This is a genomic window from Halorhodospira halophila SL1 (assembly GCF_000015585.1).
GTDB lineage: Bacteria > Pseudomonadota > Gammaproteobacteria > Nitrococcales > Halorhodospiraceae > Halorhodospira > Halorhodospira halophila.
The window spans coordinates 14,163-26,121 of the sequence record NC_008789.1 but is presented as its reverse complement, the minus strand read 5'-3'; the positions used below and the strand labels follow the sequence as shown (position 1 = coordinate 26,121).

The 11,959-nt window shown below is 64.3% G+C and carries 10 protein-coding genes and 2 tRNA genes; 4 read left to right on the top strand and 8 right to left on the bottom strand.

The window, feature by feature from the left end; translation table 11 throughout:
* The first annotated feature begins 131 nt into the window (after positions 1 to 131).
* The 3 genes from HHAL_RS00135 (at position 132) to pgsA (ending at position 3,392) form a co-directional block, all read left to right on the top strand.
* Complete coding sequence (locus tag HHAL_RS00135) at positions 132 to 782, top strand: response regulator (RefSeq protein ID WP_011812841.1); 651 nt, start codon at positions 132 to 134, stop codon at positions 780 to 782.
* A gap of 207 nt (positions 783 to 989) precedes the next feature.
* Positions 990 to 2,831, top strand: coding sequence for an excinuclease ABC subunit UvrC (gene uvrC, locus HHAL_RS00130; protein WP_011812840.1), 1,842 nt, complete (start codon positions 990 to 992; stop codon positions 2,829 to 2,831).
* A gap of 9 nt (positions 2,832 to 2,840) precedes the next feature.
* Positions 2,841 to 3,392 (top strand): CDP-diacylglycerol--glycerol-3-phosphate 3-phosphatidyltransferase, encoded by a 552-nt coding sequence (gene pgsA / locus HHAL_RS00125; RefSeq protein WP_011812839.1) that lies wholly within the window; start codon positions 2,841 to 2,843, stop codon positions 3,390 to 3,392.
* Between the two features lie 151 nt (positions 3,393 to 3,543).
* Here pgsA and HHAL_RS00120 read toward each other — a convergent pair.
* From HHAL_RS00120 to HHAL_RS12345, 7 genes are all read right to left on the bottom strand, one after another.
* Positions 3,544 to 3,628 (bottom strand) — tRNA-Leu (locus tag HHAL_RS00120).
* Between the two features lie 62 nt (positions 3,629 to 3,690).
* Positions 3,691 to 3,764, bottom strand: a tRNA-Cys gene (locus HHAL_RS00115).
* A gap of 61 nt (positions 3,765 to 3,825) precedes the next feature.
* Positions 3,826 to 4,950 (bottom strand): LytR C-terminal domain-containing protein, encoded by a 1,125-nt coding sequence (locus HHAL_RS00110; protein WP_187147865.1) that lies wholly within the window; start codon positions 4,948 to 4,950, stop codon positions 3,826 to 3,828.
* 55 nt (positions 4,951 to 5,005) lie between these two features.
* Positions 5,006 to 6,400, bottom strand: a complete 1,395-nt coding sequence (gene hemN, locus HHAL_RS00105; RefSeq protein WP_011812837.1) for an oxygen-independent coproporphyrinogen III oxidase — start codon at positions 6,398 to 6,400, stop codon at positions 5,006 to 5,008.
* Between the two features lie 64 nt (positions 6,401 to 6,464).
* A complete protein-coding gene (fabB, locus tag HHAL_RS00100) occupies positions 6,465 to 7,682 on the bottom strand; it encodes a beta-ketoacyl-ACP synthase I (protein ID WP_011812836.1) in 1,218 nt (405 codons plus the stop codon).
* Positions 7,683 to 7,720: 38 nt separating this feature from the next.
* A complete protein-coding gene (gene fabA / locus HHAL_RS00095; protein WP_011812835.1) occupies positions 7,721 to 8,245 on the bottom strand; it encodes a bifunctional 3-hydroxydecanoyl-ACP dehydratase/trans-2-decenoyl-ACP isomerase in 525 nt (174 codons plus the stop codon).
* 168 nt (positions 8,246 to 8,413) lie between these two features.
* Positions 8,414 to 8,908 (bottom strand): DUF4168 domain-containing protein, encoded by a 495-nt coding sequence (locus HHAL_RS12345; protein WP_011812834.1) that lies wholly within the window; start codon positions 8,906 to 8,908, stop codon positions 8,414 to 8,416.
* A 221-nt stretch (positions 8,909 to 9,129) separates the two neighbouring features.
* On the opposite strand from HHAL_RS12345, the gene HHAL_RS00085 reads away from it, so the two are divergent.
* Entirely contained in the window at positions 9,130 to 10,683 is a 1,554-nt protein-coding gene (locus HHAL_RS00085; RefSeq protein WP_011812833.1) for a peptide chain release factor 3, read from the top strand.
* 14 nt (positions 10,684 to 10,697) lie between these two features.
* Here HHAL_RS00085 and HHAL_RS00080 read toward each other — a convergent pair whose 3' ends face one another.
* Positions 10,698 to 11,897 (bottom strand): TraB/GumN family protein, encoded by a 1,200-nt coding sequence (locus HHAL_RS00080; RefSeq protein WP_011812832.1) that lies wholly within the window; start codon positions 11,895 to 11,897, stop codon positions 10,698 to 10,700.
* Between the last annotated feature and the right edge of the window lie 62 nt (positions 11,898 to 11,959).

The following is an 11,959-nucleotide window of genomic DNA, read 5'->3' as shown; positions in this document are numbered from 1 at the left end:
AGGGAACAAGGGGTAAAGCCGAGAGCTTGGCGTGTGGTCCATGCGCGTGACGCCCCAGTCAGTTTGGGTTGCTCGAATGTTACTCACTCTACAGAATAGCGAACTGTCCCGAGCGGTTTCGAGGTAGGTGGATGATTCGGGTTGTTCTGGCAGACGATCATCGCCTGATCCGACAGGCCATTGACGGGATGCTCCGGGATATTCCGGACATCCAGATCGTTGCCCACGCTGAGAACGCCGAGCATGCAGTGGCCGCGGTGCGCGAGCAGGAGCCGGACGTTGTCTTGATGGATCTCCAGATGCCGGGTATGGGCGGCGTCGAGGCGATCCGTCGACTATACCGCAGTCACCCGAAGGTCGGGGTCATCGCGTTGACTGTCTACCAGTCGGGACCGTATCCGGCCCACGCCTTGCGAGCGGGCGCCAAGGGGTACGTGCATAAGGGGGCCGATCGGGATGAGCTGATCGAGGCCATCCGCTCGGTGTACCTCGGGCGCCGCTACATCTGCCACGAGGTGGCTCGCCACGTCGCCCTGAACAGTCTCGATGGCACGGGGGAGAGCCCGTTCGACCATCTCACGCCGCGCGAATTCGAGGTGCTGATGCGGATCCTCAACGGTCAGCGGGGAACCAGCATCGCCAAGGACCTGTGCCTTAGCCCGAAGACCGTGAGCACCTACCGCAGCCGGATCTTCGAGCGGCTGGGCGTTCGCAACGACGCCCAGCTGACGCGGATCGCTATCGACTACGGTCTGCTCGAGGCCAAATCCGACGAGCACTGATCGCTGCCTCGCCGCCGGTCCTGCTGGAGAACGAGCCTTGGCTACTGCTCCGTACCGGTTCACTGCCCCTTTTGGAGGAGTGCCGCGCGGTGGACAGGGGCTACTGGAGCGGGTACAACACGCGGACTTCCCGATACAGGGTCCCTGCAGGGCGTGGATCAGAGACCGATCCAGCCAGCGCACGGGCAGGGTAGGAAACAGGACGGCATGAACAAGGTTTCGGCAGAGCCAACCCCTGGAGTTGAGGCGCTGCGCGAGCGGGTGCGCGGCCTCCCGGAGCGACCGGGTGTCTACCGCATGCTCAGTGCCGAAGGCACCATCATCTACGTGGGCAAGGCGCGCAACCTCCGCCGCCGAGTCTCCAGTTATTTCACCCCGTCACGAAAGACTCCCAAGACCGAGCGGCTCGTCCAGCTCATCGCCGATGTCCAGATCACGGTGACCCACACCGAGGCCGAGGCGTTGATCCTGGAGAACAACCTGATCAAGGAACATCGGCCTCGATACAACGTCCTGCTAAGGGACGACAAGTCGTACCCGTATATCTACCTCTCGAGTCATCAGCAGTTTCCGCGTCTGGGATACCATCGCGGGGCACGACAGGGAGCGGGACGATTCTTTGGCCCTTACCCGAACTCCAATGCGGTGCGCGAGACGCTCGGCTACCTGCAGAAGGTCTTCCCCATCCGACAGTGCCGCGATACCTTCTTCCGCAATCGCTCGCGTCCCTGCCTGCAGTATCAGATTCGCCGCTGCACGGCGCCCTGTGTCGGCTACATCAGCGAGGAGGACTACCGCCGCGACGTGCGCGACGTTGAGTTCTTCCTGGAGGGGCGCTCCGGCGAGGTCATCGCCGAGCTCGTCCGGCGCATGGAAGAGGCTGCGGAGAACCTCGAGTTCGAGCAGGCGGCGCGCCTGCGCGACCGCATCGCCAATCTCCGGCATATCCAGCAGCGTCAGTACGTTGCCCAGGATCGGGACGACAACATGGATATCGTCGCCTGCGTGGCGGAAGGCGATACGGCGTGTGTCCAGGTCTTCTTCATCCGGGGAGGGAGCAGTCTGGGCAACCAGTCCTACTTCCCCAACACCCCGTCAGGTAGCCGCGAGTCGGATATCCTGGCCAGCTTCCTGGCCCAACACTATCTCGGTCGTGTAGCGCCGCCCGAAGTGGTGATCAATCGCCCGGTCCGGGAGCAGCGGCTCCTTGAGCAGGCCCTGCGCACCGCGTCCGGTGGAACGGTGGCGATCCGTCACCGTGTGCGCGGCGATCGCCGGCGCTGGGTGGAGATGGCGGAAGAAAATGCTCGTTACGCGCTCTCCGCGCGCAGCGCCTCGACGGCCAGTCAGCAGCGGCGGTACAGCGCCCTTGCCGAGGTCATCGATAGCGATGCCCCGCCAGAGCGGATCGAGTGTTTCGACATCTCGCACACCGCTGGTGAGGCCACCGTAGCCTCCTGCGTCGTCTTCAATCGGGAGGGACCGGTCAAGAGCGACTACCGCCGCTTTAATATCCGTAATGTGACCGCCGGTGATGACTACGCAGCCATGCATCAGGCACTGACCCGCCGCTACCGGCGCGTTAAGAGCGGCGAGGCGCCGCTGCCCGACCTCTTGCTAATCGATGGAGGAAAGGGGCAAGTTGCACAGGCACGGGATGTCCTCGACGAACTGGGCATCGACGGCGTGGCACTAATGGGCATCGCCAAGGGGCCGGAGCGCCGCCCCGGAGAGGAGACCCTATTGCTCGACGACGGGGAGCGGGAGATCGAGTTACCGGCCGACTCTCCCGCACTCCACCTGTTGCAGCAGGTTCGCGACGAGGCCCACCGCTTTGCGGTCAGTGGCCACCGCCAGCGCCGCGGCAAGGCGCGGCGGGAGTCGATCCTCGAGGAGATCCCCGGCCTGGGGCCAAAGCGCCGCCAGAGCCTTTTGAAACACTTCGGCGGGATCCAAGGCATTCGCCAGGCCGGCATCGAGGATCTGGCTCGCGTACCGGGCATCCATCGATCGCTCGCTCAACGGATCTACGACACGTTCCACGGTTAGGACACCATCATGACGCTGACGCTGCCCACCGCGCTCACACTATTTCGCATCGTGCTGATCCCGGTCTTCGGGCTCTGCTTCCTCCTGCCTCCGCCGTGGACCAATCTGCTGACCGTCGCCGTGTTCGCCCTGGCGGCCATCACCGATTGGCTCGACGGTTACCTGGCCCGCCGGCTCAATCAGTCTTCGGACTTCGGCGCCTTCCTCGATCCGGTGGCGGACAAGCTGATGGTCGCGGTGGCACTGGTCGCCCTGGTCGCGGTCTATCCCGGTCTTTGGATGGCGATCCCGGCGGCGGTCATCATCGGCCGCGAGATCGCCGTCTCGGCACTACGCGAGTGGATGGCTGAGATCGGCAAGCGCGCCAGCGTAGCGGTCAACCAGATGGGCAAGCTGAAGACCGTCGCCCAGATGGCGGCCATCCTCATGCTGCTCTACCGCGAGCCCATCCTCGGCATCCCGATCCCCGAGATCGGCTTCGTGCTGGTCTGGATCGCGGCGCTGCTGACGCTGTACTCGGCGTACGTCTACATGCGGGCCGCCCTTGAGGTCTTGGACTGACCCGCCGAAGCCTCCGGGAGGGCCGGGGCGCGCCGCGCGGCCCGCTCTCCCATCCGCTTTGGAGTGGAGGCGGGCACAGGGAGGGCGCTTCCACGGCTGAGTGTGGTGCCAGCGCCGGGGTCTGCAACAGGCAGGTGTGGGCGACCCGTTATGGTGCCCAGGGCCGGACTCGAACCGGCACGGCCGAAGCCTGACGATTTTAAGTCGTCTGCGTCTACCAGTTCCGCCACCTGGGCCGGTGGGGAGTCGGCTTCGTCACCGGAGATGGGGCACGAAGGCCGATACGGGCGGGGGAGTATGGAGGCTAGGGCGGGAATCGAACCCACGTACACGGCTTTGCAGGCCGCTGCATCACCACTCTGCCACCTAGCCAGTGCGTGCGCATGATAGCGACACTGCGCCTCGAGAGCAAGGGGGGAGCAGGGGGGGCGCCTCACTCCAGATCGAAGCCGATCAGGACGGCGATCTCGGCCTGATTCGGCATGTCATCACGCTGCTCGATCAGCTGATTCCCCGGCAGCGCGCGGGCAATCTCCCGAGCCCGCTCCGCATGCCCCGGCCGGTAGAGGATCTTGGTGCGATCCCGACGGGCGACGTCGTCTTCGTCACGCGTGTCCCCGACAGAGAGATCGAGGTTCTCCAGGGTGTCCACCACCAAGGTGGTCAACTCCGGGATCCCGGAGTGATTGAGCACGACCACCCCCTCCCTCGTCTCCGGTTCCGGTACCTCGGTACGTGTTAACAGCCGGCGTTCGATGTCGCTCACCCGTCGATCCAGGCGCTCGATGGCCATCTCATTGGCGGAGATACGCTCCCGCAGGCTGTCCAGATCACGCTCCGGAGGGCGGTGCTGGTAGGTCCAGGTCACGAAGATCGCCCGCTCCGGTTCGGCGTTACGCTGTACCGTATCGAATTGCGCCAGGAACTGGACCTCGCTGTTAGGGGTGTACCGAAACCGAATGCCCGGACGAAAGGACAAGCTCTGCTGGTCACGTGTCGTCGAGCCTAGCCCTTGGGTACCTCGAAGACCGAAGTAGGGCTCGGCGTCGACATCCACATCCAGCCCTAGACCGATCTCGGCGGTGAGGCGATTGGCGAGCCGGTAGGAGACCTCATCGGCGCCGGGATCGTCGCGATGGTCCAGCCGTTCCACGGCCCCGCGCAGATAGAAGGTCCCGGTGCCCACGATGTCCTCTGCGCGGTAGTCGGCGCTGACCCCATAGTTGTGCGACCCGCTCCCTACACCTTCCCCAGCATCCGAGGGATCGAAGGTCATGTAGCCGCCCAGAACCGCCTGGCGAGGGCCATCATCGAGGAACCGGTAGGAGAAATCGGTGCGGAATGAGCTACGCAGGGCGTACTGCTCCTGCTCAAGATCGTTTCGATAAGGCACCGTAACCGCCACATCGAACGGACCGGGGAGCCCCGTACGCAGGGAGGGCAGAACATCCATAGTGGTGCCCTGACCGGCCCCGAAGTAGCTCAAGCCCACTGTGCCCCTGACATCGATCTGTCCAGGGTCGAGGATACCGGATTCGGGCAGGGTCGACCCGGCCACAGCGTTCCCCGCTGTGACCAGGGCCGCCCCGGCCACAATCCTGTGCCTGAGCTTGTTACAACACCCGGCTATAGCGCTTGCCTTCATTGGCTTCGCGCTCCAGGTAGGCATCGAAGGCCATGGCGACGTGGCGGAGCATCAGGCGCCCCCGCGGCAGGATCTGCAGGTGGCGGTCGTCCATCTCCATCAGACCGTCCTCCACCAGGGGCTGGAGGCGCTCCAGGGCGTCAGCGAAGTACTCATTGAAGTCGATGCCGTGCCGCGCCTCGATGTCGGCGAAGTTCAGGCGGGAGTGGCACATGACCTCGATGATCACTTCCCGGCGCAGCAGATCGTCCTGGTTGAGCTCGTAACCACGGAACACCGCCAGATCGCCGTTGGCAATGCGCTGCTGGTATTCCTCGGGATCCCGCAGGTTCTGACTGTAGGTGTTGCCGATCTTGCCGATGGAGGTGGATCCCAGTGCGATGAGGTCGCACTCCGCGCGCGTGGAGTAGCCCTGGAAGTTCCGGTGCAGGGTTCCCTTCTTCTGCGCAACGGCCAGCTCGTCATCGGGCAGGGCGAAGTGGTCCATACCGATGAAGACGTAGCCGGCATCGGTGAGCTTCTCGATGGTACGCCCGAAGATGGTGAGCTTGTCCTCAGGGCCTGGGAGCTCATCCTCGTTGATCTGCCGCTGGATCTTGAATAGATGCGGGAGGTGAGCGTAGTTATAGATGGCCAGGCGCTCGGGGCGCAGCTCGATGACCTCGTCGAGGGTCTGCTCGAAGGATTCCACCGTCTGCTTCGGCAGACCGTAGATGAGGTCGACGTTGGTCGAGCGGAAGCCGTGGCGGCGCCCCTCCTCAATGATCGAGCGGCACAGTTCCGCGCTCTGGACACGGTTGACCGCGTGCTGGACCTCCTCGTTGAAGTCCTGCACGCCGACGCTCATACGATTGAAACCGAGTTCCGCCAGGCGACCGATGTCCTCAAGCTCGACGTCTCGCGGGTCAATCTCGATAGAGAACTCGCGGTTGTCCGTATCGTCGAGGGTGAACTGCTCGCGCAGCTTGCTGACCAGGCGCCCCAGATCGTCGATCTTGAGGTAATTCGGCGTGCCGCCCCCGAGGTGGAGCTGCTCAACGCGACGGTGTTCGCCGAAGAGCTGCGCCTGCAGCTCGATCTCCTTGAAGACGTGCTCAAGATACTCCTGGGCGCGGCTGTAGTTCGCCGTCACGATCTTGTTGCACGCGCAGTAGAAGCACACGTTACGGCAGAACGGTACGTGGACGTAGACCGACAGGGGATTGGGCTGGTCCGCCTCGTTGGTCGCCCGGGCTGCCGCGGCGTAGGCCTGGGCATCAAACCCTTCATGGAATTGCGGCGCCGTCGGGTACGAGGTGTAACGGGGCCCGCTTACATCGTACCGGCGGAGCAGGTCGCGATCGAATTGAAGACGTTGTTCCATAAGAGACCTTTACGCCTTTGTCGCTTGGAGGCCAACGGCGCCGGTGATTCCGGCGCCGTCCCGTTCAGCCGTCGAAACGGCGCAGTGCCAGCGTCGCGTTCGTCCCGCCGAAGCCGAAACTGTTGGTGAGCACGGTGTTGAGGGTGACGCCCTCGCGCGTCTCGGTGACCATGGGCACATCTCCCGCCTCAGGGTCGAGTTGCTCGATATTGATCGATGGTGAGATGAACCCGTGCTCCATCATCAGCAACGAGTAGATTGCCTCCTGGACTCCGGTGGCACCCAGCGAGTGGCCGGTGAGGGACTTGGTCGAGGACATCGGCGGCATGCACTCGCCAAAGACCTCTCGCGTCGCCTCCAGTTCGGCGATATCCCCGGCCGGCGTACTGGTACCGTGGGTATTGATGTAGTCCACGGGCCCCTCGACTCCCTCCAGGGCTTGCCTCATGCAACGTGCGGCCCCCTCGCCGGACGGGGCAACCATGTCGTACCCATCCGACGTCGCACCGAAACCGACCAGCTCAGCGAGGATCGGGGCACCGCGCGCCTGGGCGTGCTCAAGGGCTTCGACCACGACCATTCCACCGCCGCCGGCAATCACGAAACCGTCGCGGCTGGCATCGTAAGGGCGCGACGCCTGCTCCGGCGTATCGTTGTACTTGGTGGACAACGCGCCCATCCCATCGAACAGCTGGGTGAGAGACCAGTGCTCTTCCTCGCCGCCTCCGGCGAAGATCACATCCTGCTTGCCCAGCTGGATCTGCTCCATGGCAGCGCCGACACAGTGGGCGCTGGTCGCGCAGGCGGAGGTGATGGAGTAGTTGAGGCCCTTGATCTGGAACGGCGTTGCCAGGCAGGCCGAGACCGTGCTGCCCATGGTCCGCGTGACGCCGTAGGGGCCGATCTTGCGAACGCCCCGGGTGCGCAGGGTCTCGGTGGCGCTGACGATGTTCGCCGTCGAAGCACCGCCGGAGCCGGCAATCAGACCCACGCGCGGGCTGGAGATCGCCGCATAGTCGAGACCCGCATCGGCAATCGCCTGGTCCATCGCAATGTAGCTGTAGGCCGCAGCATCGCCCATGAAGCGTAGGGACTTACGCGGGATAAGGGCCTGCACATCGACATCGCAACTCCCGGCCACCAAGCTGCGCAGGCCGACCTCCTCGTATTCGGGCTGGTATCGGATCCCGGATTTGCCGGCCCGCAAAGATGCCGTGACTTCGTCGCGGCTGTTGCCGATGCACGACACGATGCCCAGACCGGTAATCACCACTCGACGCACGATAGTCCTCCTGTCACTCCTGGCGTCCGCGCCTGATCCTATGCCCCGTTCAGCTCGCCGGTGTTCTGGAAGAGCCCGACTTTCAGATCAGTAGCTTCGTAAATCGTCTCACCGTCGACGGCCACGCTGCCATCGGCGATCCCCATGACCAATCGGCGGTTGATCACCCTCTTGAGCGCCACATTGTACGTAACCAGCCGATTGTCCGGGAGTATCTGACCGGTGAATTTGACCTCGCCACAGCCCAGCGCACGACCGGCCCCGTGGCCCCCGATCCAACCGAGGTAGAAACCGACCATCTGCCAGAGCGCGTCCAGTCCCAGGCATCCGGGCATGACCGGATCCCCCGCAAAGTGACAACGGAAGAACCAGAGCTCCGGATGGACATCGAGCTCCGCGACGACCTCACCCTTGCCGTACTGACCTCCATCTTCATTGATGCGCGTGATCCGGTCGAACATGAGCATGTTCGGGCTGGGTAGCTGGGGGTTGCCCGGCCCGAAGAGCCGACCGTGACCGCTCAGCAGGAGTTCGTCTCGGTTGTAACTGTGTTGCTTAACCATGCGACCTTCTTCAAGAGTTCAGCATCGATAGAGAGGGCGGCATGCGCCGGTGCGGCCGATATCCTACACACTCCCGTTTGAACTAGCCACGCACCGGCTGCCGCACCCGGGCAAAAAAAACCCGGCCCGCAGGGCCGGGGGGAGCGCTCCCGTGCACAGGGGGGGGCGTCAGCCCTCTTCACGCTCGTGGATCTTCGAAGAGACCTGGTCCCGCAGCTCCGGATCCATGTCCATGGCGTTGGCGATCTCGGAGTACTCGGGAACGCTCAACCCATTGTCCTCGATAGCCGCGACCATCTCGTCGTTGGCCTGCTCCTGCAGCTCACGGGCATCTTCGGCGCCGTCAGTCCCCTCGATCTCCGAGGTGTACTCCTCCTGGATATCGATGATGTCCAGGTACGCGTCCACGAAACGCTCGATCTGATCGCTGCTGAACGTGGCTTGATCAGGCTCGGGCTGGGCCATGCCAGGATCCTGTTGCTCCATGCCGGGGTCCTGCTGCCCCATCCCTGGATCCTGTTGCTCCATGCCGGGGTCCTGCTGACCCATCCCCGGATCCTGCTGACCCATCCCCGGATCCTGCTGAGCCTGGGCACTGACACTGAATACCAGCGCCAGCGCTGCAGCGGTGGCCGGGAGCTTGATCCACTGTTGGTTCTTCATGCTGAGGACTCCTCTTGCAACTTCGCAGGATTCATTCGCCGACGCAGGGCAGCCGACCCGGCCGCCCGATCCCGACGCGCTGCCTGATGCGACATCGGCAGCGCCGCTCAGGTTCCCGTCTGCGGGCACAGATCCTCCTGGGGAAGAGGACGTACCCGAGCGGCATCGGGTAAAATCATACGGTTTGACGCCGTCATCATTCACCCCGGCTAGGAGAACCGATGCAAGACGTGGCCACCGAAGCAGCGAAGAGACGGACCTTCGCGATCATCTCGCACCCCGACGCCGGCAAGACCACCCTCACCGAGAAGCTCCTCTATTACGGAGGTGCGATCCAGATGGCGGGGTCGGTCAAGGGAAGGAAATCCAAAGCCCACGCCACTTCAGACTGGATGGCCATGGAACAAGAGCGGGGGATCTCGGTGACCTCCTCGGTGATGCAGTTCCCCTACCGTGAACGCATCCTGAATCTGCTCGATACGCCCGGCCACGGCGACTTCTCGGAGGATACCTATCGTACGCTGACGGCTGTCGACTCCGCCCTGATGGTCATCGATATCGCCAAGGGCGTGGAGGAGCGCACCGTGCAGTTGATGGATGTCTGCCGGATGCGAGATACCCCGATCACCACGTTCATCAACAAGCTTGATCGGGACGGCCGCGACCCCGTGGAGGTCCTCGATGAGGTCGAGTCGGTGCTGCGCATCCGCTGCGCCCCCGTCACCTGGCCCTTAGGCATGGGGCGCGGTTTCCGCGGGGTCTACCACCTCCACCTCGACCAGGTGCGCCTGTTTATGGACCGCGAGATCATCCAGGGGCTGGACAACCCGCGGCTCGATGAGCTTTTCCCGGGGGAGGTGGACGAATGGCGCGAGCAGATCGAGCTGGTCCGGGAAGCCAGTGATTCGTTCGATCCAGAGGCCTATCTGGCTGGTCAGCTGACCCCAGTCTACTTCGGTTCGGCCGTCAATGACTTCGGCATCCGCGAGCTGCTCGATGACTTCGTCGAGCACGCGCCGGCGCCGCGCAGCCGGGATGCCGGCCGTGAGGTCCGCGCCGACGAGGAGAACTTCACCGGGTTCGTCTTCAAGATCCAGGCCAACATGGATCCTCAACACCGCGATCGCATTGCGTTCCTGCGAGTCTGTTCAGGGCGTTTTGAACCCGGCATGAAGCTCTATCAGGTGCGCACCGGCAAGAACATGAAGATCCCGCGTGCCACCACCTTCATGGCCAGCGACCGCTCCCATGCCGAGACGGCAGCCCCTGGCGACATCATTGGCATCCACAACCATGGCACCATCATCATCGGCGATGCCTTCACCGAGGGCGAGTCGTTACACTTCACCGGCATCCCCGACTTTGCCCCGGAGCTATTCCGCCGGGTTGTGCTTCGTGATCCGATGCGGATGAAGGCGTTACAGAAGGGACTTGAGCAACTGTGTGAAGAGGGAGCCACCCAGCTCTTCCGGCCGCTGCTCGGCTCCGACTGGATTGTCGGTGCCGTCGGGACTCTTCAGTTCGACGTGGCCGCCTACCGGCTACAGAAGGAGTACGGGGTCGAGTGCACCTTTGAAGGGGTCCAGGTCTATACGGCCCGTTGGGTCAGTGCCGAAGACGAGAAGGCGCTGCAGCGTTTCCGTGACCGCAACGAGTCGGCACTGGCCTGGGATGGGACCGGGGCGCTCGCCTATCTGGCCCCCACCCGCGCCAACCTCGAACTCACCCAGGAGCGCTGGCCAGACATCCGCTTCCTGGCTACCCGAGACCGGTAACCGTCGCCGACCGTCTAGGCGGCAATCAGGCGCTCAATGATGCGTGCGCCGGCGAGATAGGTGCCAACGGCCGAACCGAGCGAGGCGAAGAAGAACACTAGCAGGGTTCGGGCCACTCGGTTGGTCCACCAGCCGCGCCAGTGCGCCACGTGCTGGCGCAGGGCGCGGAAGTCGCCGACCCGCGGTCTCCGGACGGTCAGCTCGATCGCTGCTGCGACAAACCCGGCGCCGATGGTCGGGTTGAGCGATGTCAGGGGGGCGGCCAGGAAGGCCCCGGCAACGGTGACCGGGTGGCCGTAGGCGAGGGCGGCGCCCAGGGCCGAGAAGCCACCGTTGATCAGCACCCAAGTGGCGACCAGGGTCCAGCCCAGTTCCGGACTGCGGCTGAACCCGATGACGAAGCCGGAGATGATCACGATGGCGACCAGATAGGCCAGGTAACGTGGCCAGCGTGCCGGGGGCGGCATACGGTCCAGCGCCTCGCGCTCGGCGCCGGGATCCGCCGAGGCCTGCCCCAGATAGCGCGTCACCCCCTCCAGGTGCCCGGCCCCGAGGACGACGAGGACACGCTTGTAGCGCCCGGCGGCGGACTCCAGGAGCCTGGCAGCCATGTACCGATCGCGCTCATCGATCAGCGGCTGGTACAGGGCTCGACTGCTCTGGGCCAGCTCGCGAAAGGTCGACTCCAACAGGTCGCCTTGCTTAAGCCGCTCCACTTCCTCGCTGCTGATCCGCTGGGAAGAGGCGAGGCTGCCGATCAGTCCGCCGATGAGCCCGAAGCGTTGCCACCAGGGCACATTGCGGTAGAGGCGGCGCATGGTGACCCCGACCTCACGGTCAACCAGCACCAGATCGGCCCCATACTGCTCCGCCCCGGCCGCGGCCGCCTTCATCTCCGCCCCGGGATCGACCCCGAGTTGCTCCGCTAGGCGCTGCTGATAGGCGCCCAGCGCGAGACTGGCCATGACCAGTCCCCCGCGTCCGTCACGCAGGGTCTGGAACAGGTCCATCCGCTCCAGATGATCGGGCTCGCGGAAGGCGCGCAGACGGCTCTCGCACAGTTCGATGGCGACCGCATCGTAGGCGCCACTGGCCACCTCACGCTGGACCTCTTCGGTACTGGCCTGGGAGATGTGCGCCGTACCCAGGAGCACGAACTCGGTGCCGTTGACGGTGATGTGCTTGCGCGGACCGCTGGGGGTGGTTTCTGGCATGATCGGTCTTCCAGTGGCAACGGCCGTGGATTATGACTCAGGCGAGACCCGGACCCCAAGGG

Excerpts from the sequence above, each read along its gene's own strand:
- HHAL_RS00135 (WP_011812841.1), top strand. The coding sequence starts at position 132 with ATGATTCGGGTTGTTCTGGCAGACGATCATCGCCTGATCCGACAGGCC.
- uvrC (WP_011812840.1), top strand. The coding sequence starts at position 990 with ATGAACAAGGTTTCGGCAGAGCCAACCCCTGGAGTTGAGGCGCTGCGC.
- pgsA (WP_011812839.1), top strand. The coding sequence starts at position 2,841 with ATGACGCTGACGCTGCCCACCGCGCTCACACTATTTCGCATCGTGCTG.
- hemN (WP_011812837.1), bottom strand. The coding sequence starts at position 6,400 with ATGGAACAACGTCTTCAATTCGATCGCGACCTGCTCCGCCGGTACGAT.
- fabA (WP_011812835.1), bottom strand. The coding sequence starts at position 8,245 with ATGGTTAAGCAACACAGTTACAACCGAGACGAACTCCTGCTGAGCGGT.
- HHAL_RS12345 (WP_011812834.1), bottom strand. The coding sequence starts at position 8,908 with ATGAAGAACCAACAGTGGATCAAGCTCCCGGCCACCGCTGCAGCGCTG.
- HHAL_RS00085 (WP_011812833.1), top strand. The coding sequence starts at position 9,130 with ATGCAAGACGTGGCCACCGAAGCAGCGAAGAGACGGACCTTCGCGATC.
- HHAL_RS00080 (WP_011812832.1), bottom strand. The coding sequence starts at position 11,897 with ATGCCAGAAACCACCCCCAGCGGTCCGCGCAAGCACATCACCGTCAAC.